This window comes from Ralstonia pickettii (assembly GCF_000607165.1).
Lineage (GTDB): Bacteria > Pseudomonadota > Gammaproteobacteria > Burkholderiales > Burkholderiaceae > Ralstonia > Ralstonia holmesii.
The window spans coordinates 255,087-276,976 of sequence record NZ_JFZG01000006.1; the positions used below are offsets into that span (position 1 = coordinate 255,087).

At 63.3% G+C, this 21,890-nt stretch carries 23 protein-coding genes; 9 read left to right on the forward strand and 14 right to left on the reverse strand.

Annotated features, from left to right (window positions below; all coding sequences use genetic code 11):
* The first annotated feature begins 134 nt into the window (after positions 1–134).
* The 4 genes from moaA to BG83_RS0107440 all read left to right on the forward strand — a co-directional run bounded on the left by moaA (position 135) and on the right by BG83_RS0107440 (position 3,635).
* Complete coding sequence (gene moaA / locus BG83_RS0107425; protein ID WP_024976119.1) at positions 135–1,256, forward strand: GTP 3',8-cyclase MoaA; 1,122 nt, start codon at positions 135–137, stop codon at positions 1,254–1,256.
* Between the two features lie 20 nt (positions 1,257–1,276).
* Positions 1,277–1,891: a molybdenum cofactor guanylyltransferase MobA gene (gene mobA / locus BG83_RS0107430; RefSeq protein WP_024976120.1), complete on the forward strand. Its 615-nt coding sequence runs from the start codon at positions 1,277–1,279 to the stop codon at positions 1,889–1,891.
* 33 nt (positions 1,892–1,924) lie between these two features.
* Positions 1,925–3,205 (forward strand): gephyrin-like molybdotransferase Glp, encoded by a 1,281-nt coding sequence (gene glp, locus BG83_RS0107435; RefSeq protein ID WP_024976121.1) that lies wholly within the window; start codon positions 1,925–1,927, stop codon positions 3,203–3,205.
* A gap of 151 nt (positions 3,206–3,356) precedes the next feature.
* A complete protein-coding gene (locus tag BG83_RS0107440) occupies positions 3,357–3,635 on the forward strand; it encodes a hypothetical protein (protein ID WP_004635681.1) in 279 nt (92 codons plus the stop codon).
* Between the two features lie 84 nt (positions 3,636–3,719).
* Here the strand turns inward: BG83_RS0107440 and BG83_RS0107445 are convergent, their stop codons facing one another.
* The 5 genes from BG83_RS0107445 to pncB form a co-directional block, all read right to left on the reverse strand.
* Positions 3,720–5,192: a DNA recombination protein RmuC gene (locus BG83_RS0107445; protein ID WP_024976122.1), complete on the reverse strand. Its 1,473-nt coding sequence runs from the start codon at positions 5,190–5,192 to the stop codon at positions 3,720–3,722.
* 12 nt (positions 5,193–5,204) lie between these two features.
* Positions 5,205–6,206, reverse strand: a complete 1,002-nt coding sequence (locus BG83_RS0107450; RefSeq protein WP_024976123.1) for a 2-hydroxyacid dehydrogenase — start codon at positions 6,204–6,206, stop codon at positions 5,205–5,207.
* Between the two features lie 19 nt (positions 6,207–6,225).
* Entirely contained in the window at positions 6,226–7,635 is a 1,410-nt protein-coding gene (locus BG83_RS0107455) for a sodium:proton antiporter (protein WP_024976124.1), read from the reverse strand.
* 141 nt (positions 7,636–7,776) lie between these two features.
* Entirely contained in the window at positions 7,777–8,496 is a 720-nt protein-coding gene (locus BG83_RS0107460; RefSeq protein WP_024976125.1) for a LutC/YkgG family protein, read from the reverse strand.
* Between the two features lie 89 nt (positions 8,497–8,585).
* The gene (gene pncB / locus BG83_RS0107465) at positions 8,586–9,755 is read right to left on the reverse strand and encodes a nicotinate phosphoribosyltransferase (protein ID WP_024976126.1); all 1,170 of its coding nucleotides are present in this window, start codon (positions 9,753–9,755) and stop codon (positions 8,586–8,588) included.
* Between the two features lie 180 nt (positions 9,756–9,935).
* Between pncB and prfB the strand changes: the two genes are divergently transcribed.
* The 4 genes from prfB to BG83_RS0107490 all read left to right on the forward strand — a co-directional run bounded on the left by prfB (position 9,936) and on the right by BG83_RS0107490 (position 14,387).
* A protein-coding gene (prfB, locus tag BG83_RS0107475; RefSeq protein ID WP_102064856.1) for a peptide chain release factor 2 occupies positions 9,936–11,040 on the forward strand; the annotation gives its coding sequence in 2 pieces (ribosomal slippage) (positions 9,936–10,016 and positions 10,018–11,040; 1,104 coding nt in all).
* A gap of 25 nt (positions 11,041–11,065) precedes the next feature.
* Positions 11,066–11,806, forward strand: coding sequence for an SDR family oxidoreductase (locus tag BG83_RS0107480; RefSeq protein WP_024976128.1), 741 nt, complete (start codon positions 11,066–11,068; stop codon positions 11,804–11,806).
* Positions 11,807–11,830: 24 nt separating this feature from the next.
* On the forward strand, positions 11,831–13,375 hold the full coding sequence (gene lysS / locus BG83_RS0107485) for a lysine--tRNA ligase (RefSeq protein ID WP_024976129.1): 1,545 nt from the start codon (positions 11,831–11,833) through the stop codon (positions 13,373–13,375).
* A gap of 268 nt (positions 13,376–13,643) precedes the next feature.
* Positions 13,644–14,387, forward strand: a complete 744-nt coding sequence (locus BG83_RS0107490; protein WP_024976130.1) for a glycine zipper 2TM domain-containing protein — start codon at positions 13,644–13,646, stop codon at positions 14,385–14,387.
* Between the two features lie 79 nt (positions 14,388–14,466).
* Here the strand turns inward: BG83_RS0107490 and iscX are convergent, their stop codons facing one another.
* The 9 genes from iscX to iscR all read right to left on the reverse strand — a co-directional run bounded on the left by iscX (position 14,467) and on the right by iscR (position 20,491).
* On the reverse strand, positions 14,467–14,661 hold the full coding sequence (iscX, locus tag BG83_RS0107495) for a Fe-S cluster assembly protein IscX (RefSeq protein ID WP_009238557.1): 195 nt from the start codon (positions 14,659–14,661) through the stop codon (positions 14,467–14,469).
* A 31-nt stretch (positions 14,662–14,692) separates the two neighbouring features.
* The gene (gene fdx / locus BG83_RS0107500) at positions 14,693–15,031 is read right to left on the reverse strand and encodes an ISC system 2Fe-2S type ferredoxin (protein ID WP_024976131.1); all 339 of its coding nucleotides are present in this window, start codon (positions 15,029–15,031) and stop codon (positions 14,693–14,695) included.
* A gap of 46 nt (positions 15,032–15,077) precedes the next feature.
* Positions 15,078–16,943, reverse strand: coding sequence for a Fe-S protein assembly chaperone HscA (gene hscA / locus BG83_RS0107505; RefSeq protein WP_024976132.1), 1,866 nt, complete (start codon positions 16,941–16,943; stop codon positions 15,078–15,080).
* Positions 16,944–17,012: 69 nt separating this feature from the next.
* Complete coding sequence (hscB, locus tag BG83_RS0107510; protein ID WP_024976133.1) at positions 17,013–17,552, reverse strand: Fe-S protein assembly co-chaperone HscB; 540 nt, start codon at positions 17,550–17,552, stop codon at positions 17,013–17,015.
* A gap of 34 nt (positions 17,553–17,586) precedes the next feature.
* On the reverse strand, positions 17,587–17,787 hold the full coding sequence (locus BG83_RS0107515; protein WP_024976134.1) for a DUF3565 domain-containing protein: 201 nt from the start codon (positions 17,785–17,787) through the stop codon (positions 17,587–17,589).
* 10 nt (positions 17,788–17,797) lie between these two features.
* Entirely contained in the window at positions 17,798–18,118 is a 321-nt protein-coding gene (iscA, locus tag BG83_RS0107520) for an iron-sulfur cluster assembly protein IscA (RefSeq protein ID WP_024976135.1), read from the reverse strand.
* 26 nt (positions 18,119–18,144) lie between these two features.
* On the reverse strand, positions 18,145–18,546 hold the full coding sequence (gene iscU, locus BG83_RS0107525) for a Fe-S cluster assembly scaffold IscU (protein WP_004635709.1): 402 nt from the start codon (positions 18,544–18,546) through the stop codon (positions 18,145–18,147).
* A 59-nt stretch (positions 18,547–18,605) separates the two neighbouring features.
* Positions 18,606–19,823 carry an IscS subfamily cysteine desulfurase gene (locus BG83_RS0107530; RefSeq protein WP_024976136.1) on the reverse strand — a complete coding sequence of 406 codons (1,218 nt, stop codon included), beginning with the start codon at positions 19,821–19,823 and terminating at the stop codon, positions 18,606–18,608.
* Between the two features lie 74 nt (positions 19,824–19,897).
* Positions 19,898–20,491, reverse strand: coding sequence for a Fe-S cluster assembly transcriptional regulator IscR (gene iscR / locus BG83_RS0107535; RefSeq protein ID WP_024976137.1), 594 nt, complete (start codon positions 20,489–20,491; stop codon positions 19,898–19,900).
* A gap of 422 nt (positions 20,492–20,913) precedes the next feature.
* On the opposite strand from iscR, the gene BG83_RS0107540 reads away from it, so the two are divergent.
* Entirely contained in the window at positions 20,914–21,873 is a 960-nt protein-coding gene (locus BG83_RS0107540) for a sugar ABC transporter substrate-binding protein (protein ID WP_024976138.1), read from the forward strand.
* The last annotated feature ends 17 nt before the right edge of the window (positions 21,874–21,890 follow it).

Below are 21,890 nucleotides of genomic sequence, written 5' to 3' on the forward strand. Positions count from 1 at the left end.
GGCCGCCCTTTTTCCTGTGCGCGATATATCGAGTATGAAACCCCACCGCCCGCGCGGAACGGGGGCTGCGCTACACTCGAAGTTGTATCGGATGCAACAGTCCCGCTTCGCGGATTGACGCACCGCACCACACCATGACCGAAACCGTCATCCCCCTCTACGATCTGCGTGATGGCCAGCACCATCGCGCCACGGTGCCTAATGTCCCCAATGTGCTCGTCCCCGCAGAGGGCACGCTGACGGACACGCGCGGCCGCCGGCTGCACGATCTGCGCATCTCGGTGACGGACCGCTGCAACTTCCGCTGCGTCTACTGCATGCCGAAGGACGTGTTCGACAAGGATTACCGCTTCCTGCGGCATTCCGAGCTGCTGTCGTTCGAAGAGATCGAGCGCATGGCGCGGTTGTTTATCGAGCACGGCGTCGAGAAGATCCGCCTGACCGGCGGCGAGCCGCTGCTGCGCAAGGACATCGAACGCCTGGTCGAGATGCTCGCGCGCCTGACCACGGCCGAAGGCAAGCCGCTGGACCTGACGCTCACCACAAACGGCGCCTTGCTTGCACGCAAGGCGCAGTCGCTCAAGGACGCGGGCCTCAGCCGCGTAACCGTCAGCCTTGACGGCATCGACGATGCGACTTTCCGCCGCATGAACGACGTCGACTTTGCGGTGGGCGAAGTGCTGCATGGCATCGAAGTGGCGCACAAGGTCGGACTGGCACCGATCAAGGTCAACATGGTCGTCAAGAAAGGCGACAACGATGACCAAATCGTGCCGATGGCGCGTCACTTCCGTGGCAGCGGCATCATCGTCCGCTTTATCGAATACATGGACGTGGGCACGACCAATCACTGGGAAATGCGTTCTGTCGTGCCCTCAGCGGAGGTCATCAAGCGGCTCTCGGCGGAGTTTGCGATTGAACCCGTGTCGGCCAACTACAGCGGCGAGACCGCTGAGCGCTGGCGCTACGTCGATGGCACAGGCGAAATCGGCGTGATTTCCAGCGTGACGCAGGCGTTCTGCCACGAGTGCACGCGCGCCCGGCTGTCGACCGAAGGCAAGCTATATCTCTGCCTGTTCGCCACAGAAGGTTTCGACCTGCGCGCCCTATTGCGCAGCGGCGCGACCGATCTCGAACTCTCCAACGCGATCCGCACGGTCTGGCAAGGCCGCGCCGACCGCTACTCCGAATTGCGTGCCAGCGGCGAGGCCCATCCGGCCGGCCGGCGCATCGAAATGTCCTACATCGGCGGCTGAACCCGCCAGCATTCAACGACATGATTCCAACATCCGACATCACCGGCCTGATCCTGGCCGGCGGCCGGGGCAGCCGCATGGGCGGCGTCGACAAGGGCCTCCAGACATTTCGCGGCGCGCCAATGGCGATGCACACGCTGATGCGCCTGTCGCCGCAGGTAGGCCATATTCTGATCAACGCCAATCGCAACCTCGCCGCGTATGAATCGTTTGGCGTGCCGGTGGTGGCGGATTCGGTGGCGGACTTTGCCGGCCCCTTGGCGGGCATCCTGGCCGGGCTGGAGCAATGCCAGACGCGCTACCTGCTGACCGCGCCTTGCGATTCGCCCTTCGTGCCGACCGACCTCGCGGCCAAGCTCTCGCAGGCAATGGAGGAGGCCAACGCGCGCATCGCCATGCCGGTGACGATGGAGCCGGATGCGCAAGGTCAACTGCGTCGGCAAGTGCAGCCGGTATTCTGTCTGATCGATGCGCTGCTGGCCGACGACCTGATCGCCTATCTGCAAGGCGGCGGCCGCAAGATCGAAACCTGGGCCGCGCGCCACGCGACGGTGGACGTGTTGTTTGACGACAGCACCGCCTTCGCCAACATCAACACGCTGGAAGAGCTGCACCATCTGGCCGAGCGCCGCTAGAGCGCCAACGCCATCCGATCCCTCATCGACGCCATGACCACCCTCGCCTCTGTCGTTTCGTGCCTGTCCGATTACGATCCGAACGCCCTGCCCGTCGCGCAAGCGCAAGCCATCATGCGCGACTTCGTGCAGCCCGTGAGCGGCGTTGCCCGCGTGCCCATCCGCAGCGCGCTTGATCGCGTGCTGGCCGAAGACGTGCTGTCGTCCATCGATGTGCCTTCGCACGACAACTCGGCGATGGACGGCTTTGCCTTTGCCAGCGCGGAACTTGCAGGCGAGACAGGCGAAGTCTCCTTGCGCGTGATCGGTACGGCGTACGCGGGTGTCGCCTTTGATGGTGCGCCCAGCGCAGGTGAAGCCGTGCGCGTGATGACCGGTGCCGTCATGCCGGCAGGCTGCGATACGGTCATCCCGCAGGAATTCACGCAAGGCGATGCTGAGACCGTCCGCTTTGCTCGCGATGCCGTGCGCGCCGGCGACAACCGCCGTCTGCGTGGTGAAGACCTTGCGCGAGGCAGTGCCGCGCTGTCCGCCGGCCGTACACTGCGCCCCGCCGATATTGGCCTGCTCGCCTCCCTCGGCATCGCCGAAGTGTCTGTGCGCCGCAAGCTGCGCGTGGCGTTCTTCTCCACCGGCGACGAGCTGCGCTCCATTGGTGAGCCGCTCGACGCCGGCTGCGTGTACGACTCCAACCGCTACACGCTGCACGGCATGCTCTCGCGCCTGGGCGTGGAACTGCTCGACATGGGCGTCGTGCGCGACGACCCGGCGGCGCTGGAAGCCGCCTTCCGCACCGCCGCCGAAAACGCCGATGCGATCATCACTTCGGGCGGTGTCTCCGTCGGCGAAGCGGACTTCACCAAACAGATGATGGCCAAGCTCGGCGACGTGACGTTCTGGAAGATCGCCATGCGCCCGGGCCGACCGATGGCGTTCGGGCGCATCGCATCAAATGGCCGCAGCGCGTTCCTCTTTGGCTTGCCGGGCAACCCGGTGGCGGTGATGGTGACGTTCTATCACTTCGTACGCGGCGCGCTGCTGCGCATGATGGGCGCCACCGACGCCGGCGCACCACTGGTGCCGGCCGTGAGCGCTACCCCAATCCGCAAGCGCCCCGGGCGCACGGAATACCAGCGCGCAATCGCCGCCCTGAATGATCGCGGCCAGCTTGAAGTCCGCCTGACCGGCCAGCAAGGTTCGGGCGTCCTGCGTTCCATGAGCGAAGCAAATTGTTTCGTCGTGCTCGCCCACGAACAAGGCCAGGTCAACGCCGGTGACGCTGTGCAGGTATTGCTATTCGACGGCCTCGTCTGAGTGGCGTGGCGACGGCGGCTCTTGTGCCGGCTGCAACACCGCATGCTGTCGGTTTTTTGCGTCACCTGCTGGCTGCGGGTATCGGCGCATCGGTCGATTCGCTACACTCTGCGCCAGTTTGATTGTTTCGGATTTGAGCTTGAGCACTGCCATGATGACCAAGGAGATTGCGTATCTTCACCCGGCCCACACCGCACGCGCGCTGGTGCTGGTGTATCTCTGTTTCTCGCTGCCGGTCGTAGGGCTGTTTTTCTTCGTCGGCTTCGTCCGCTACGGTGAACTGCCGACGATTGTCGTGCTCAGCGGCCTGATCCTCAATGCTCTGGTGGGTTTTGGTGCGCTGTGGCTCGCCTGCCACGCCTACAACTGGGTAGCCGAGCGCTTTGGCGGTATCGAGATCCTGCTGCGCGACGTGCCGGAAGAAGCCTGATCGCTTCTGCGCGGACCAAGAAGAAGGGGCGGAAATATCCGCCCCTTTTCTTTTGCTGACGCCGACGTTCTGTTCGGCCCGGCTTTACTCGGCCTCGGTTTCGTCGTCCTGCGGCACGGCGGTTTCCAGCCCCAGCACGCTCTGCGCGGAATCGCTCGGCAGCGCCTCCACCGCCTTGAGCTTGCGGTTCATCTGGCGCGTCCGCACCTCGGCCTGCTCGATGTTGCTGACAGCCCGCTCCAGCGTCTTCTTCGTCGCTGCCAGCACATCGCCAAACTTCCCGAACTCGCTCTTCACCGCGCCGAGCACTTGCCAGACTTCGCTGGAGCGCTTTTCCAGCGCCAGTGTTCGGAAACCCATCTGCAGGCTGTTGAGGATAGCCGTAAGCGTGGTCGGGCCTGCCACCGTCACGCGGAACTTGCGCTGCAACTCGTCCGTCAGGCCCGGACGGCGCAGCACTTCTGCATAGAGGCCCTCGGTCGGCAGGAAGAGGATGGCGAAGTCGGTCGTGGCCGGCGGCGCGATGTACTTCTCGTGGATGGTCTGCGCCTCTTTGCGCACCGCGACTTCCAGTTCGCGGCTAGCGGTGGCAGCGGCGTCGGCATCGGCCCGTTCCTGCGCGTCGAGCAGGCGTTCGTACTGCTCTTTCGGGAACTTGGCGTCGATCGGCAACCAGACCGTTGCATCGTGATCGGCATCGGTCTTGCCGGGCAGGCGGATGGCGAATTCCACGCGCGCACCGGTACCGTGCACGGTCTCGACGTTCTTGCCGTACTGCTCGGGCGTGAGCATCTGCTCCAGCAGCATCTCAAGCTGAACTTCGCCCCAGGTGCCGCGCGTCTTCACGTTGGTCAGCACCTTCTTCAGGTCGCCCACGCCCTGGGCCAGCGCCTGCATTTCGCCCAGGCCGCGATGCACCTGTTCCAGCCGATCCGACACCAGCTTGAACGATTCGCCCAGGCGCTGCTCCAGCGTGGCGTGCAGCTTTTCGTCGACGGTGCGGCGCATCTCGTCGAGCTTGGTCGCGTTGTTCGCCTCGATGTCCTTGAGCTTCTGTTCCAGCGTGGCGCGCACCTCAGCCAGGCGGCGTTCGTTGCCCTCACCCAATTGGGAGAGCTGCTGCTGCATCGTCTCGCCAAAGCGGCGGAGCGCGTTACCCTGCTCCTCGCGTGCCTGCTGGGCTTGCTGCTGCAGGTTTTGGCGCACGGCCTCGAGCTGCTGCGTGTTCGTCTCAGTCAGCTTGGTGAGCTGCTGCGCAAACGTGTCGATCTGGTTGTTCTGCAGCGTGGCGACGCTGGTGAGCTGTGTCGCCAGCACCTGCTGGAACTGCCCCAGTTGCTGTGCGACGTCGCTGCGGCCGATGCGGGCCGTCTCAGCGATTTCGCCGCGCAGTTCTCGCTCGATGCGTTCGTTGCCGCGGATGAGTTCATCGCGCAGTGCCGCGAGCATCGGCGACGCATCGTTTTCCGCCGGGCGAGACACGCCACGCCAGATCAACACGCATAGCACAGCCACCACGGCTATGCCCAGCAAGGTCAGTAAAGCCAGCCAATCCATATCAGTTTTCGATCAGGAGGACGCGCGCTGCGCGAGCGCATCCGGGTTCAACAAGTTGGGCGGCTGCCCGGCGTGCGGGCCGAAGCCCAGCGCAGCGATCAGGTTATCGGCCGCCAGGTTGGCCATACCCAGGCGCGTGCCCAAGGTGGCACTGGCAATGTGCGGTGTGAGCGCCACGTGCTCGGCCTCCAGCAACGCCGGATGCACCTTCGGCTCGCCCTCGTACACATCCAGGCCGGCCGCGAAGATGAGTTTGTCCGCCAGCGCCTGCGCCAACGCTGCGTCATCCACGATGCCGCCGCGCGCGAGGTTGACCAGCGTAGCGGTCGGCTTCATCTGTGCCAGCTCTGCGGCGCCGATGGCGTGGTGGCTTTCCTTGGAATACGGCAGCACCAGCACGAGGTGATCCGCCTGCTTCAGCAGCACATCCTTGCTGACGTACGTGGCGCGCGTCTCCTGTTCGACTTCCGGCGAGAGCCGGCTGCGGTTGTGATAGATCACACGCATCGAGAAGCCGCTCGCACGCCGCGCCAGCGCCTGGCCGATACGGCCCATGCCAAGAATGCCCAGCGTGCTGCCGTACACCTCGGCGCCAAGGAAGGCGTCGTAAGTCCAGCGCTTCCAATGCCCCTCACGTAGCCAGCGTTCGGATTCGGACACACGGCGAGCGGCGGCCATGAGCAAGGCCCAACCGAAGTCGGCGGTGGTCTCGGTCAGGATATCGGGCGTGTTGGTGGCCAGGATGCCGGCGCGCGTCATCGCCGCGAGGTCAAAGTTGTTGTAGCCGACGGCCATGTTGCACACCGCGCGCAGGGTCGGCACGCGGCGGATCAGATCGGCGTTGATGGTGTCGGCGGCGTTGGACAGCAGGCCCACGCGACCCTGCAAACGCTCCGCCAGCGCTTCGGGCGGATAAGCGACGTCCGCCTGGTTGTCGATCACATCGAAGGTCTCGCGCAAGCGCTCGAGCACTTCGGGAAACATCGCGCGGGTGACAAGGATTCCGGGTTTCATACGTTCAGCACACGTTCGGTTAGCGGAAGAAGACGAAGGTCATCAGAACGAAAATCGGCACGAGAATGCACACAGACCACAACATGTAGCCAAAGAAGCTCGGCATCTGCAGGCCACGGCTTTCGGCGATGGCCTTGACCATCAGGTTGGGCGCGTTGCCAATGTAAGTGTTGGCGCCCATGAACACGGCCGCAGCGGAAATGGCGGCCAGCGTGGAGGCGCCCTCGCTCATCAGCATGCGCGCGTCGCCGCCTGCGGTGTTGAAGAACACGAGATACGTCGGCGCATTGTCGAGGAACGACGACAGCAACCCCGTCGCCCAGAAGTACATTGCGTTGTTCGGCTGGCCCGCGCTGTCGTTGACGAGATGGACGATGCCCGCGAAAGGACCGTCCACGCCAGCCTTGAGCATGGCGATCACCGGCCCGATCGTGATGAAGATGCCGGCAAACAGCTTGGCGACTTCCAGAATAGGCTCCCAGTTGAACTCGTTGCCGGCGCGCGCGCCCCCAGGCGTGAGCCACAGAGAAAGCAGCGCGATCACCACCAGCCCGATGTCGCGCACTACGTTCTGCAGCAGCACCTCGGTGCCCATCACATAGAAGACGATGCCGGGCTTCCACAGCCCGCTTATCAGTACGAGTCCGAGAATGCCTGCCAGCAGCACAAAGTTGACGTTGCCCTCGAAGCGTACCGGGCCGGCGTCGTCCGGCGTGGCGTCGGTGATGTTGGGCAGCTCTTCCTTGCCCGTGTGATAGAGGTAGCTGTCGATGACGAAGAAGATCGCCAGCAGCAGCACCCACATCGTGAGCGTCTGGCGCCACAGATGTTGCGTGGTCCAGAAGAAATCAACGCCCTGCAGGAAGCCGAGGAATAGCGGCGGATCGCCCAGCGGCGTAAGCGCTCCACCGGCATTGGCTACCAGAAAGATGAAGAACACGACGACGTGTGCGCGATGCCGGCGTGCTTCGTTGGCGCGCAGCAATGGCCGAATCAGCAGCATGGCCGCGCCGGTCGTCCCCATGATGCTGGCCAGGGCCGTGCCAAGTGCGATCAAGCCGGTATTGAGCTTTGGCGTGCCGTGCAGATTGCCGCGAATGCAGATGCCACCTGCAACAACGTACAAAGCGGCGATCAGAGCGATGAAGGGAATGTATTCAGCAAGGGCTGCGTGATTGACGGAAGCGATGGCCGCGTCAGAGCCGAACACGATCCCGAACGGGACCAGAAGCGCCAACGCCCACGCCGCTGCGATCTTGCCGTAATGGTCGTGCCATAGCTTTGGCACGACGAGCGGTGCAATGGCAATCGAAAGCAGGATGCCCGCAAACGGCACACCCCACAGCAGATGCAACTCAGCGCCGCTCACATCAGCGGCGCGCGCCAGGCCACAGACAAACAGGAAAACAAGGGGCCAGAGGCGTTTCACGTAGGCGTTCTCCTAATCGCGGGCGCACATCGCAAACGCAACTGCGCCACACAAACAAAGACGCCAGTGTAAACGCCAGAGGTCTGTCGCCCCTTAAACATCCACAGAGGTTTGATGCAGCAACGAGCCCCGAACGCTGTCTCAGGAAGCCGTCACCACGATCACGTGCACGCGGTACGGGCCATGCGCGCCAAGCACGATAGTCTGCTCGATATCACCCGTGCGCGACGGCCCGCTGATGACGTTGGTGGCGCGCGGCAGCTCGCCCCGCTCCGCTCGCATCAGCGCATAGGCGTCTTCCAGATTGGCGACGATGCGCGACTGCGGCACCACGGCGATATGTGTCTCGGGCAGCAGCGCCGTGGAGGCGACATTCTCCGGCCCCGACAGCAGCATCAGGGAGCCCGTCTCGGCAATCGCGCAGAAGCAACCTGTAATGCCAACGAGATCGCTGTGTTCATGATCGGCTTTTGCTTCACGCACGGGCGGACGGAATTCGACGCCGATGCCGGCCGCCGCCCAGTCAAGCGATTGCAACGTTGTCCAAGCCACCGCCTGCGGTTGAAGGTTCAAGCCAGACAGATAGCGGGCCACAGCGCCCGGCACGTCGGATAGCGCGCCCACCGTATCCAGCGTGGAGGCCATCTTCAGTGCCTGCTCGGCGAAATGCGCGGCGAGGTTCTCGGGCACTGGCGGGCGCGGGCCGGCGGGATGGCGCGCGAGGTAATCCACCACGGCGTCGTGCTCACCCTGTGTCGGCTTCTCGGGACGATGCTGCGCATTGCGGATGCGCCCAAAGATGGCATCGCGTGCACGGCTGGTGTCGAGCGGGTCGACGGGGGTGTCCGGTTGTGATTCCATGGCGGCTCCGAAAGATCGGTCGATTATACGAGCCGCTTCGAGCACGATCAGCCAACGCCGTTGAAACTTATTCGGCGCTGGCGTGAGCCTTATTGCACGCCGAACACTTGCTTCAGGTACGTGAGGTAGGCCGGATCGTCGCACATGGTCTTCTCCGGCGCATCCGACAGTTTGGCCACCGGTTGGCCGTTGCAGCGGACCATCTTGATGACGATCTGCAGCGGCGTGTAGCCCAGGTCGTTGGTCAGGTTGGTTCCCACGCCAAAGGCCAGCTTGCAGCGGCCGTGGAAACGCTCATACAGGCCGATGACCTTGGGCATGTCGAGACTGTCGGAGAAGATCAGCGCCTTGGACTTCGGCTCGGCACGCATGTCCTCGTAATGCTTGAGCATGCGCTCGCCCCACTCGAACGGGTCGCCGGAATCGTGGCGCACGCCGTCGAAGAGCTTGCAGAAAAACATGTCGAAGTCGCGCAGGAAGGCGTCGAAGCCGTAGGTATCCGACAGCGCGATACCGAGATCGCCGCGATATTCCTTGGCCCAGGTTTCCAGCGCAAAGTTCTGGGAATCGCGCAGGCGCGGACCGAGTGCCTGACAGGCTTGCAGGTACTCATGCGCCATGGTGCCAAGCGGCGTCATGCCGTGCTTCATGGCGAAGTAGACGTTGCTGGTGCCCGCGTACTGGGCGCCGAGCTGCGCACACGTCTCCAGCAGCACATGTTCGTGCCAGGTGTGCGAGAAGCGACGGCGGGTGCCGTAATCGGCAATGCGGCATTCTTCCAGGCCGGGGCGCTTCAGCGATGCCAGCTTGTCGGTCAGGCGGCGTTTGCCCTCCTCCCACTGCGGGTGCGTCTGCGTGCGGCTGAAGAACACCTCGTTGACGATGGCCAGGACCGGCACCTCGAACATGATCGTGTGCAGCCACGGCCCCGCGATGACGATCTCAATCTGCCCATCGTTGCTGGGCGCCTGACGCACGTCGATGTACTTCTCGTTGAGATGAAACAGGCCGAGAAAATCGACGAAATCGCTCTTGATGAAGCGCATCCCGCGCAGGTAATCGAGTTCCGCATCGGTAAAGCGCAGGGTGCAGAGATGGCGGATTTCCGCACGAATCTCGTCAATGAACGGCACCAGATCAACACCCGCGTTGCGGCACTTGAAGCGGTATTCGACGTGCGCGCCAGGAAAGTGATGCAGCACCACCTGCATCATCGTGAATTTGTACAGATCGGTATCGAGCAGCGAGCGGATGATCATCGGACGGCGCCAAAAGCCATATGGATTGGTCGTCATGCTAACCGAAGCCACGCGGGACGCCCGCGGCAGTCACACAAATCCCGGCGCGCAGCCCAGAAAATGGCCGTTTTGGAGTTCCAACCGGACGGAAAACCCCTTGATTCCGCTATAATTTCCGGTTTCCGACCAGATTTTTGCACCATGGAAGCAGAACGCCTCAATGCCATCCAGAACACGTTGGCCGACCTGAAGTCGCGCGCCGACGACCTTCGGAGGTATCTTTGACTACGACGTCAAATCTGAACGTCTAGTTGAAGTCGATAAAGAACTCGAAAACCCCGAGGTCTGGAACGATCCCAAACGCGCCCAGGAGCTGGGTCGCGAGAAGAAGTCGCTTGAAACCGTCGTGCTGGCGCTGACCAAGCTCGACGAAGACCTCACCGGCGGCGCCGAGCTGTTTGAGCTGGCCCGCGAAGAGGGCGACGACGACACCATCGAAGCCATCGAGGCTGACACCGCGGGCATGCGCGCCATTGTCGAAGACATGGAATTCCGCCGCATGTTCTCCGGCCCGATGGACGCCGCCAACTGCTTTATCGACATCCAGGCCGGCGCCGGCGGGACCGAGGCGTGCGACTGGGCGTCGATGCTGCTGCGCCAGTATCTGAAGTACTGCGAGCGCAAGGGCTTCAAGACCGAAGTGCTGGAAGAATCCGAAGGTGACGTTGCCGGCATCAAGAGCGCGTCGATCAAGGTCGAGGGCGAATACGCGTTTGGCTTCCTGCGCACCGAAACCGGCGTGCACCGCCTCGTGCGCAAGTCGCCGTTCGACTCCGCGGGTGGCCGCCACACGTCGTTCTCGTCGATCTTCGTGTATCCGGAAGTCGATGATTCGATCGAGATCGAGGTCAACCCGGCGGATCTGCGTGTCGACACGTATCGCGCTTCGGGTGCTGGCGGTCAGCACATCAACAAGACGGATTCGGCCGTGCGGATTACGCACATCCCGACCGGCATCGTCGTGCAGTGCCAGAACGACCGCTCGCAGCACCGCAACCGCGCCGAAGCGATGACGATGCTGAAGTCGCGCCTGTACGAGCACGAGCTGCGCAAACGTCAGGCCGCTGCCGACGCACAGGAAGCTGCGAAGACCGACGTGGGCTGGGGCCATCAGATCCGCTCGTATGTGCTCGACCAGAGCCGCATCAAGGATCTGCGCACCAACGTGGAAATCTCCAACACGCAGAAGGTGCTGGACGGCGACCTGGATCCCTTTATCCAGGCCAGCCTGAAGCAGGGCGTCTGATCCGAGCCAAACCAGAGCGACTGCCATGTCTGACACGTCCCTGTTCATCCTGACCGGTGCCTCGCGCGGCCTGGGCGCCGCGCTGGCCCAGGCGCTGATGCAGCCCGGTCGCCGCCTCATCTGCGTGGCACGCGGCGATAACGCCGAATTGCGCGCGCAGGCGGCAGCCGCCGGCGTGACGCTCGACTGGCACCAGGTCGACCTGTCCGACGCGCATGCCGCCGAGGCCTGGATGACCAAGACGCTTGCCGCCCTGCCCGCTTTTGCCAACGTGACACTGGTGCTGAACGCCGGCGCGGTCGAGCCGATCGGCACCATCGACACGCTGCGTGCCGATACGCTGCTGCCGCACCTGCAACTGAACCTGGCCGGCCCGATGGCGCTGACTGCTGCCCTGCTGCGCGGCACCGCCGAGTGGAACGCGCAGCGGCGCGTGCTGGCGATTTCGTCAGGCGCGGCGCGTCGGCCGATCGCCGGTTGGGCGGCATATTGCACGGGCAAGGCGGGGCTGGACATGTTCGTGCGCGCCCTCAATGCCGATGGCGACGCCAGCGTGCGCGCCGTGGCGCTGGCCCCGGGCGTGATCGACACCGACATGCAACGCACCATCCGTGGCGCCGACTTTGCCGGCGTGCAGCGCTTCCGCGATCTGCACGCGCATGGCGAGCTGGTCTCGCCGCAAGACGCCGCCACGCGCATCGCCGCCTACCTCGTCCGCCCCGATTTTGGCGCGACCGAGCTGGACGACCTGCGCAACATCGCCTGAACCGACATTCCTCTCCTCACCATCATGACCGAACAGAACAACCCGGCCGAATCGAACACCACGGCCGCCGTGCCGGCGCAGGACGACAACAAGATCATCGCCGAGCGCCGCGAGAAACTGGCAGAGATCCGCCAGCAAGGCGTCGCGTTCCCCAATGATTTCCGCCCGACGCACCATGCCGGTGATCTGCAAGCCAAGTACCGCGAGTTGGAGCAGGCTGCGCTGGAAGCCGAACCGGTGCAGGTGGCCGTCGCTGGCCGCATGATGCTCAAGCGCGTGATGGGCAAGGCCAGCTTTGCCACCGTGCAGGATGCCACCGACCGCATCCAGTTCTACATCAGCCGCGACGCCGTGGGCGAAGACGTCTACGCCAGCTTCAAGAAGTGGGACCTGGGCGACATCGTGGCTGCGCGCGGCACGCTGATGAAGACGAAGACCGGCGAACTGTCGGTGGCTGTGACGGAGCTGCGCCTGCTCTCGAAGAGCCTGCGTCCGCTGCCGGGCGACTACTACGGCCTGGCCGATCAGGAACAGAAGTATCGCCAGCGCTACGTCGATCTGATCGTGTCGAAGGAAACACGCGACACCTTCCGCGCCCGCACCAAGGCCATGGCCTCGCTGCGCAACTTCATGGCCGGCAACGGTTTCATGGAAGTCGAGACGCCGATGCTGCATCCGATTCCGGGCGGCGCGGCAGCCAAGCCCTTCATCACGCACCACAACGCGCTGGACATGCAGATGTTCCTGCGCATTGCGCCGGAGCTGTACCTCAAGCGCCTGATCGTCGGCGGTTTCGAGCGCGTGTACGAGATCAACCGCAACTTCCGTAACGAGGGCGTGTCGCCGCGACACAATCCCGAGTTCACGATGATGGAGTTCTACGCAGCCTACACGGACTACCGCTGGCTGATGGACTTCACCGAGCAACTGATCCGCCAAGCGGCGATCGACGCCTCGGGCACCGCCACGCTCACCTACCAGGGCCGCGAGCTGGATCTTGCCAAGCCGTTCCATCGCCTGACCATCTGCCAAGCGATCCAGAAGTACGCGCCGCAGTACACCGACGCGCAACTGGCGGATGTCGACTTCCTGCGCGCCGAGCTGAAGAAGTTCAAGATCGACACCAACGCGCCGCAATTCCTGAACGCCGGCGTGGGCACATTGCAGCTCGTGCTGTTTGAAGAAACCGCCGAGTCGCAACTGTGGGAGCCGACCTTCATCATCGACTATCCGGTCGAAGTGTCGCCGCTGGCACGCGGCTCCGACACGCTTCCCGGCATCACCGAGCGCTTCGAGCTGTTCATCACCGGCCGCGAGATCGCCAACGGCTTCTCCGAGCTGAATGACCCGGAAGACCAGGCTGAGCGCTTCCGCAAACAAGTCGAGCAGAAGGACGCCGGCGACGAAGAAGCCATGTTCTATGACGCCGACTACATCCGCGCGTTGGAATACGGCATGCCCCCGACCGGCGGCTGCGGCATCGGCATCGACCGCCTGGTGATGCTGCTCACGGACAGCCCGAACATCCGCGATGTGATCCTTTTCCCGCACCTGCGCCGCGAAGACTGATCGACTCGGTCCTCCATCTCAAAAAACGCTCCTTCGGGGGCGTTTTTTGTTGCCCCGCAGGTGCGCAAATCCCGCGCCCACCCCGCTATTTGTAACATCGCCCTGCTTTGACAATGTGTATCAAATCCTGCCAAGCCATTGATTTTAAATAGAAAAACTGGAGTACAGATGCTTACAAATTAAAACGGCATCCGTTCGGGCGATGGACCACACTGTGATCATCGAAGGGCCGAACCACGAACCAATCACGGGCCGCAGGAGAACGAAGATGACGAATAACATCCAACCGAACCAAGGTCAACAATATGGCGGCACGTCGCCGGGTCAGGTGCCGTCGTCGTCACGACACATGCATCCGCTGATGACCACGGCGGCTGTGGCTGTCATCATCGCCAGCCTGACTGCGGTGGCCGCCATCACTGGCGTGCTGCCGACCTCGAAGGCTACGCAGGGCAGCACAGATCCGAATGTAGCTGCGCAATCGGCAGCGGCAATGCCGGGCGCTTCGGCCCCGATGGCGCTGGCTGCACCGGGCCAGACCACGCAGCCGAATCAGGCTGCTCCGTATCCGGCGCAGAACATGGCTCCCGCTCCAACGCGAGCCCGTGAGCCGTCGTACGCTGAACGCGCGCCGTCGACCAGTCCGAGCTATGCGCAAACACAGCCGCGCCAGTCGGCCAGCCCATATGCAGGCCATGTGACGTCGGTCACCCCGATCACCACGCAGGGCAAGGAAACCGGCCTGGGCATGATCGGCGGCGCGGTGGTGGGTGGTTTGCTGGGTAACCAGATTGGGCGCGGTAATGGCCGTACGCTGGCGACAGTCGGCGGCGCAGTGGCGGGCGGTTACGGCGGCCACGTGGCGGAGAACTACTACAGCCGCGACACCCAATACCGCGTGAACGTGCGCATGGACAACGGCACGAACCGCAGCTTTACGTACAAGGCCGCCCCGGGCTTCCAGGCAGGCGAGCGCGTGCATATCGAGAACGGTACGCTGGTGGCTGGCTAACTCGCCGTCGCCTTCGCCCCAAAGAAAAACCGGCCTTCGGGCCGGTTTTTTCATGCGTACGCGTTTTAGCGCTACGCGCTTATTCGGCTTCGTCGATCCAGGCTTGCTGGATGGCCTCGAGGAACTTCTCGCCGCCACGCTTGTGGTCGTCGTCGAAGCCTTCCAGCGTGACGACCTTGTTGTGCAAGTCCACAAAATTCAGGCGCGTCGGATCGACGTCGGGGTACTTGTCGTACAGCGCTTCCGCGATCTGCTGGATGTCGTTCCATTTCATGATGGGCTCCCTCCACCGCTGGCCACTCGGCTCAGTGGTTTTCCTTGGCGTGGTTGATCGTGTACTTCGGAATCTCGACGGTCAGGTCGGTATCCGCCACTTTGGCCTGGCACGACAAGCGCGAGTTCGGCTCCAGGCCCCAGGCCTTGTCGAGCAGATCCTCTTCCTTCTCGGTCGCCTCTTCCAGCGAATTGAAACCCTCGCGCACGATCACGTGGCACGTCGTGCAGGCACACGACTTCTCGCATGCGTGCTCGATCTCGATGTCGGCGCCCAACAGCGCGTCGCAGATGGTCGTGCCGGGCTTGGCTTCGATCACGGCCCCTTCCGGGCAGTATTCGACGTGAGGAAGAACGACGATGTGTGGCATGAAGAAACTCGTTCGATAAGTGTGTTTTGGGGGATGCGATCGGCGATCAGCCGAGCTCCTCGATACGTTTGCCGGCGAGCGCCTTGCGAATGCCGCGGTCCATGCGGCGCGCGGCGAATTCGTCGGTAGCGTGCGACAGGGCGTCCACGGCGTCCTTGATGGCGCGGTGGTCTTCGCCCTGCATGGTGGTGCGCAGCGCGGCAATTTCGGTGTCGATGGCGGCGCGCTCTTCGGGCGACAGCAAATCGCTATCGGCCGCCAGCGCCTGCGACAGGGCCTCAAGCAAGCGCTCGCCTTCAACGCGCTCTTCCGCCAGCGCACGACGACGCATGTCGTCTTCGGCGGATTGGAAACCTTCCTTCAGCATGCGGGCGACATCGTCATCGCCCAGACCGTACGACGGCTTCACAGCAATCGCCGCCTCCACGCCCGACACCGTTTCGCGTGCCGACACCGACAGCAAGCCATCAGCATCCACCTGATACGTCACGCGGATGCGCGCAGCGCCGGCCACCATGGGCGGGATGCCACGCAACTCGAAACGCGCCAGCGAACGGCAATCGCTCGCCAGTTCGCGCTCGCCCTGCAGCACGTGGATCGCCATGGCCGTCTGGCCGTCCTTGAAGGTGGTGAACTCCTGCGCCCGAGCGACGGGAATCGTGCTGTTACGCGGGATGATCTTCTCGACCAGGCCACCCATCGTCTCGACGCCCAGCGACAGCGGGATCACGTCGAGCAGCAGCCAGTCTTCACCCGGCGCACGGTTACCGGCCAGCAGGTTGGCCTGCATGGCCGCACCGATAGCGACCACTTGGTCGGGATCGAGGTTCGTGAGCGGCGTCTGGCCAAACAGCTGGCCAACGGCACGGCGGATGATCGGCATGCGCGTCGCGCCACCGACCAGCACAACGCCCTTGATCTCTTCGACCGTCACGCCCGCATCGCGCAGCGCGCGGCGCACCGGCGACAGCGTCTTCTGCACCAGGTTGGCGGTCAGTTCGGCAAAGGCCTCTGCGGTCAGCACGAGGTGCACGGTCTCGCCGGTGGAGAGCATCGCGTCAATCTCGGTGCTGTCGGCGGTGGAGAGCCATTCCTTGGCGGCGCGTGCCTTGTTCAGCAGCAGGCGCGTGTCTTCGGCAGAGAGCGGTTGCAGACCGGCTTGCTCGACGATCCAGCAGACGATGCGCTGGTCGAAGTCGTCACCGCCGAGCGCAGAGTCGCCCCCCGTCGACATCACCTCGAACACGCCCTTGGTGAGCTTGAGCACCGAGATGTCGAACGTACCGCCACCCAGATCGTAGACCGCGTAAATGCCTTCGGCGGCATTGTCCAGGCCATAGGCGATGGCGGCGGCGGTCGGCTCGTTCAGCAGACGCAGCACGTTCAGGCCGGCAAGCTTGGCCGCGTCCTTGGTGGCTTGGCGCTGCGCATCGTCAAAGTACGCGGGCACGGTGATGACGGCGCCGACGAGCTCATCGCCGAGCGTGTCTTCGGCGCGCTGGCGCAGCGTGGCGAGAATCTCCGCCGACACTTCCACCGGGCTCTTCACACCGGCCACGGTCTTCAACTGCACCATGCCGGGCGCGTCGACAAAGTCGTATGGCGTGTTCTCGATGTGGGCCACATCCTTCAAGCCGCGCCCCATGAAACGCTTGACCGAGATGATGGTGTTCTTGGGGTCACGCACGGCTTCGACCTGAGCCTTGTAGCCGATGTGGGCACCGCCCGTGGGCAGATAGCGCACCACGGAGGGCAGCAGCGGGCGGCCCTGATCATCGGGCAACACTTCCGGCACGCTGCTGCGCACGGAGGCCACCAGCGAGTTGGTCGTGCCCAGGTCGATGCCCACCGCCAGACGGCGCTGGTGCGGTGCGGGCGATTCGCCAGGTTCGGAAATCTGCAGTAAAGCCATGGGGATGTCTCGATTGCGCGGATGGGCTGCCTGCCGAGGCAAACCCAACATTGTCGCAAATTCTGGGTTTTAGTCTTCCAGCCGGTCGATGGCCTCGGCGGTATCGCGTTCGATCTTTTCGATGAACATCAATTGGCGCACGGCGTCCGCTGCTGCCGCGGTATTGCCATCGCCATTGAGCAAGCCGGACAGCGCCTGATAGCGGGTACGTTTTTCCTTGCGCAGCATGCCAAGCAAATCGTCCAACGCATCGACGTTGCGCTCCACCTTGGCGTCGCCCAGGGCTTCGCGCCATTCCATTTGCTGCATAAGAAACGCGGCCGGCATGGCGGTATTGTTCTCGGCCTGCACGTCGATACCACGCAGATGCAGCAGATACGTCGCCCGTTTGAGCGGATCTCGCAGCGTCTGATACGCCTCGTTGGCGCGCGTGGCCCATTGCATGGCGACGCGGCGTTCGGCGTCGCCTGCGTGGGCATAGCGATCCGGATGCGCCTGCGACTGCACGGTGCGATACGCAGCGTTCAGCGCGTCGTCGTCGACCTCGAAGTGCTCGGGCAGACCGAAGAGGGAAAAATGCGTCGTGTTCGCTGACAAGCCGAAATTCATGAATAAAAAAAGCGGCTGCGCCGCCTCGTGTTCCTTATTCGACCGGCTCACCCCGATCGCACTTCAGGCATTCCACAATCACGCCGATCTTGCTGGCGCGCCCGGCTTCGGTTTCAGTCCAGGGCCGCAACTGCCAGGGCGGATCGTGGCGCATGTGCTGCCCATGCCCGCAAGCGAGACGGGCGACCCAGTGGCCCTCCTCGTCCCGCTCGAAACCGACAATCGCCTGCTTCAATGCGCCCCGCTCACACGCGGAACGACTCGCCGCAGCCGCACTCGTCCTTCACGTTCGGGTTGTTGAAGCGGAAACCTTCGTTCAGCCCTTCTCGCGCGTAGTCCAGCTCGGTGCCGTCGATGTACGGCAAGCTCTTCGGATCGACGATCACCTTGACGCCGTTGGACTCAAAGACCTCGTCTTCGGCGGCAATCTCGTCTGCATATTCGAGCTTGTAGGCCAGGCCCGAGCAGCCCGTGGTCTTCACGCCCACGCGCAAGCCCACGCCCTTGCCACGGCGGGTCAGGTAGCGGGAAACGTGCTGCGCGGCCTTGTCGGTCAGGGTGATCATGCTGCGTCCTTTCTATCCAATCCGGCTCAAGCCGCCTTCTGCTCGGCCGAGCCGTGCTTTTCCTTGTAGTCCGCCACCGCCGCCTTGATGGCGTCCTCGGCCAGGATCGAGCAGTGGATCTTCACCGGCGGCAACGCCAGCTCTTCAGCGATGGCCGTGTTGCGGATTTCCAGCGCTTGATCCAGCGTCTTGCCCTTCACCCACTCCGTCACCAGCGACGACGAAGCAATGGCAGAACCGCAGCCGTAGGTCTTGAACTTTGCGTCTTCAATCACGCCCTGCTCGTTGACCTTGATCTGCAGTTTCATCACGTCGCCGCAAGCCGGCGCGCCGACCATGCCGGTACCGACCGTGTCATCGCCCTTCTCGAACGAACCGACATTGCGCGGGTTTTCGTAATGGTCCAGAACTTGGTTGCTGTAAGACATTTCACACCTCTTTCAATCGTTGGCTGGCGCGGGGGCGCCGTTGTTCTCAAACGCCGCGCTTAGTGCGCCGCCCATTGAATGCTGTTCAGATCCACGCCGTCCTTGTACATCTCCCACAGCGGAGACAGGTCGCGCAGCTTGCCGATCTTGTTCTTGAGCAGTTCGACCACGTAATCGACCTCTTCTTCCGTGGTGAAACGGCCCACCGTGAAGCGGATCGAGCTGTGCGCCAGTTCGTCGTTGCGGCCCAGCGCACGCAGCACGTACGACGGTTCCAGCGATGCCGACGTGCAGGCCGAGCCCGACGACACGGCGACGTCCTTGATGGCCATGATCAGCGACTCGCCTTCGACGAAGTTGAAGCTGATGTTGAGGTTGTGCGGCACACGGGCTTCCATGTCGCCGTTCACATACACCTCTTCCATCGTGTTGAGGCCGCGATACAGGCGATCACGCAGCATGCGGATGCGCTCGTTCTCGGTCGCCATTTCTTCCTTGGCAATGCGGAAGGCCTCGCCCATGCCGACGATCTGGTGCGTAGCCAGCGTGCCCGAACGCATGCCGCGCTCGTGGCCACCACCGTGCATCTGCGCTTCGATGCGGATACGCGGCTTGCGGCGCACGTACAGCGCACCGATGCCCTTGGGCCCATACGTCTTGTGGGCCGAGAACGACATCAGGTCGACCTTCAGCTTTTGCAGGTCGATGCCCACCTTGCCGGTGGCCTGGGCGGCATCCACGTGGAAGATCACGCCCTTCTCGCGGCAGATTTCGCCCAACTGCTCGATGTCCTGAACCACGCCGATTTCGTTGTTTACCATCATCACCGACGCAAGAATGGTGTCGGGGCGAATGGCTTGCTTGAAGACTTCGATATCGATCAGGCCGTTGTCCTTCACGTCCAGATACGTCACTTCGAAGCCCTGGCGCTCCAGCTCACGCGTCGTGTCCAGCACAGCCTTGTGCTCGGTCTTCACGGTGATGATGTGCTTGCCCTTGCTGCTGTAGAAATTGGCAGCGCCCTTGATGGCCAGGTTGTCGGACTCGGTAGCGCCGGACGTCCAGACGATTTCGCGCGGGTCGGCATTCACCAGTGCTGCAACCTGCTCGCGCGCGGTTTCGACGGCCTTCTCGGCTTCCCAACCAAACGGGTGGCTGCGCGAGGCCGGGTTGCCGAAGCTCTCACGCAGGTACGGAATCATCTTGTCGACGACGCGCGGGTCCACCGGCGTCGTCGCGGAATAGTCCATGTAGATGGGAAGTTGCGGGGTGCTCATATCTTGTCTGCCTTGTGTGGGGGGCGATGTTCTTGTGTGGGGCTGGCGTCGTGGCCGGCCTCACGCTGACGCAATCACGACTGCGCCAGACTGAAAACGGAGTTGACCAGCGGCGGGCGCTTGACCGGCTCGGCGGCCACCGACGTGGTGGCAGACGTGTCGACGGCGCGGGCGCGTGTCGGTGCGCGTTCGCGGCGGGCCGGACGTGCTTCACGCATGTCCTGGATCACTTCGGGCTGACGCTCGCGTTGCTGATCGACCAAGTTCTGCAGCGATACCGAATCGAGATACTCGACCATCTTCTGGTTGAGCGTGGCCCACAGATCGTGCGTCATGCAGCGGCCTGTGTGACCGCCGACATGCTCTTCGCCGCCGCAGTTGCCCTTGCCACCGCATTGGGTGGCATCCAGCGGCTCGTCCACGGCGATGATGATGTCGGCAACGGTAACGTCGTCGGCACGGCGCGCGAGGCTGTAGCCGCCGCCCGGACCGCGCACACTTTCCACGATTTCGTGGCGGCGCAGTTTGCCGAACAGCTGCTCCAGATACGACAGCGAAATCTTCTGACGCTGGCTGATGCCAGCCAGCGTGACCGGACCCTGTTCTTGGCGCAGCGCCAAGTCAATCATGGCGGTGACCGCGAAGCGGCCTTTGGTGGTCAATCTCATGGCGTCGGGGAAATACCTGATCGTTTTGCTCAAGTATAAAGGAACCCGACAAAATCGGTCAACTAAGGTGTCGGGGGATTCCGCGTCGCAGCAAGGGGATTTGCAGAGCCCGGAAACCGGGATGGCCACGCGGCAGGCCGTATTGTGGACTAAAACAATCAACCACGTTCGATAGGGCTATCACGCCACTCCCGCAGCGCAACTTGCGGGGCCGTCGCGAAGGCGCCGTCACTGCGGGTTTTTCCTTATGCGGTGAAAAGCGCAATTTGATTGACTTCTGTTACGCGGTAGCCGAGACTGTCAGATACGCAAACGTTTGCGAAGAGCGAGGCGCGATTGCCCTTAGGAACGCCTTATGGCGTAACAAGTAACGATGCCCGCACCCACCCGCCCCAGACAGGCCTCTTCCTGGAGGAGACACCATGGATATCCGCCGTCGCCGCGCCTTGCAACTTGGCGCGGGCTCTGCCGTAGCTGCAGCTCTGCCGTTCCCGTTTTCGCTGGCGTACGCCGCCAACCAGCCGCCCAAAGTGGCGCTGGTCATGAAGTCGCTCGCCAACGAGTTCTTCCTGACCATGGAGAACGGCGCCCGCAAGCATCAGAAGGACCACGCGTCGGAGTACTCGCTGCTGACCAACGGCATTCGCGACGAAACCGACACTGCCGGCCAGATCCGCTTGGTCGAGCAGATGATCGTCGCGCGTGTGGATGCGCTGGTGCTGGCGCCGGCCGACTCCAAGGCATTGGTGCCGGTCGTCAAGAAGGCCGTGGACGCGGGCATTCTCGTCATCAACATCGACAACCGGCTGGACCCGGCGGCGCTCAAGGAGAAAGGGCTCAACGTGCCCTTCGTGGGGCCGGACAACCGCAAGGGGGCAAGACTCGTGGGCGACTTCGTTGCCAAGTCGCTCAAGCCGGGCGATGCCGTGGGCATTATTGAAGGCATTCCGACCACAACGAACGCGCAACAGCGCACCGCCGGCTTCAAGGATGCGGCCGAAGCCGCCAAGCTGAAGATCGCGGGGGTGCAATCGGGCGAATGGGAAATCGACAAGGGCAACAAGGTGGCGGCCGCCATGCTGCGCTCAGAACCTGACCTGAAGGCCCTGCTGTGCGGCAACGACAACATGGCCATCGGCGCCGTATCGGCCGTGCGCGCGGCGGGCAAGCTGGGCAAGGTGCTGATTGGCGGCTATGACAACATCGACGCCATCAAGGCCATGCTGGCTGATGGGCGTGTCGTTGCCACTGCTGATCAGCACGCCGATCAGCAAGCCGTCTACGGCATCGAGACCGCCCTGAAGGCGCTGGCCGCCAAGACGCCGCAGACGAAGCTGTCGGGTGTCGTCGAGACACCGGTCAACCTCGTCACGCGTACGTAACGCCACAGACCGGCAAG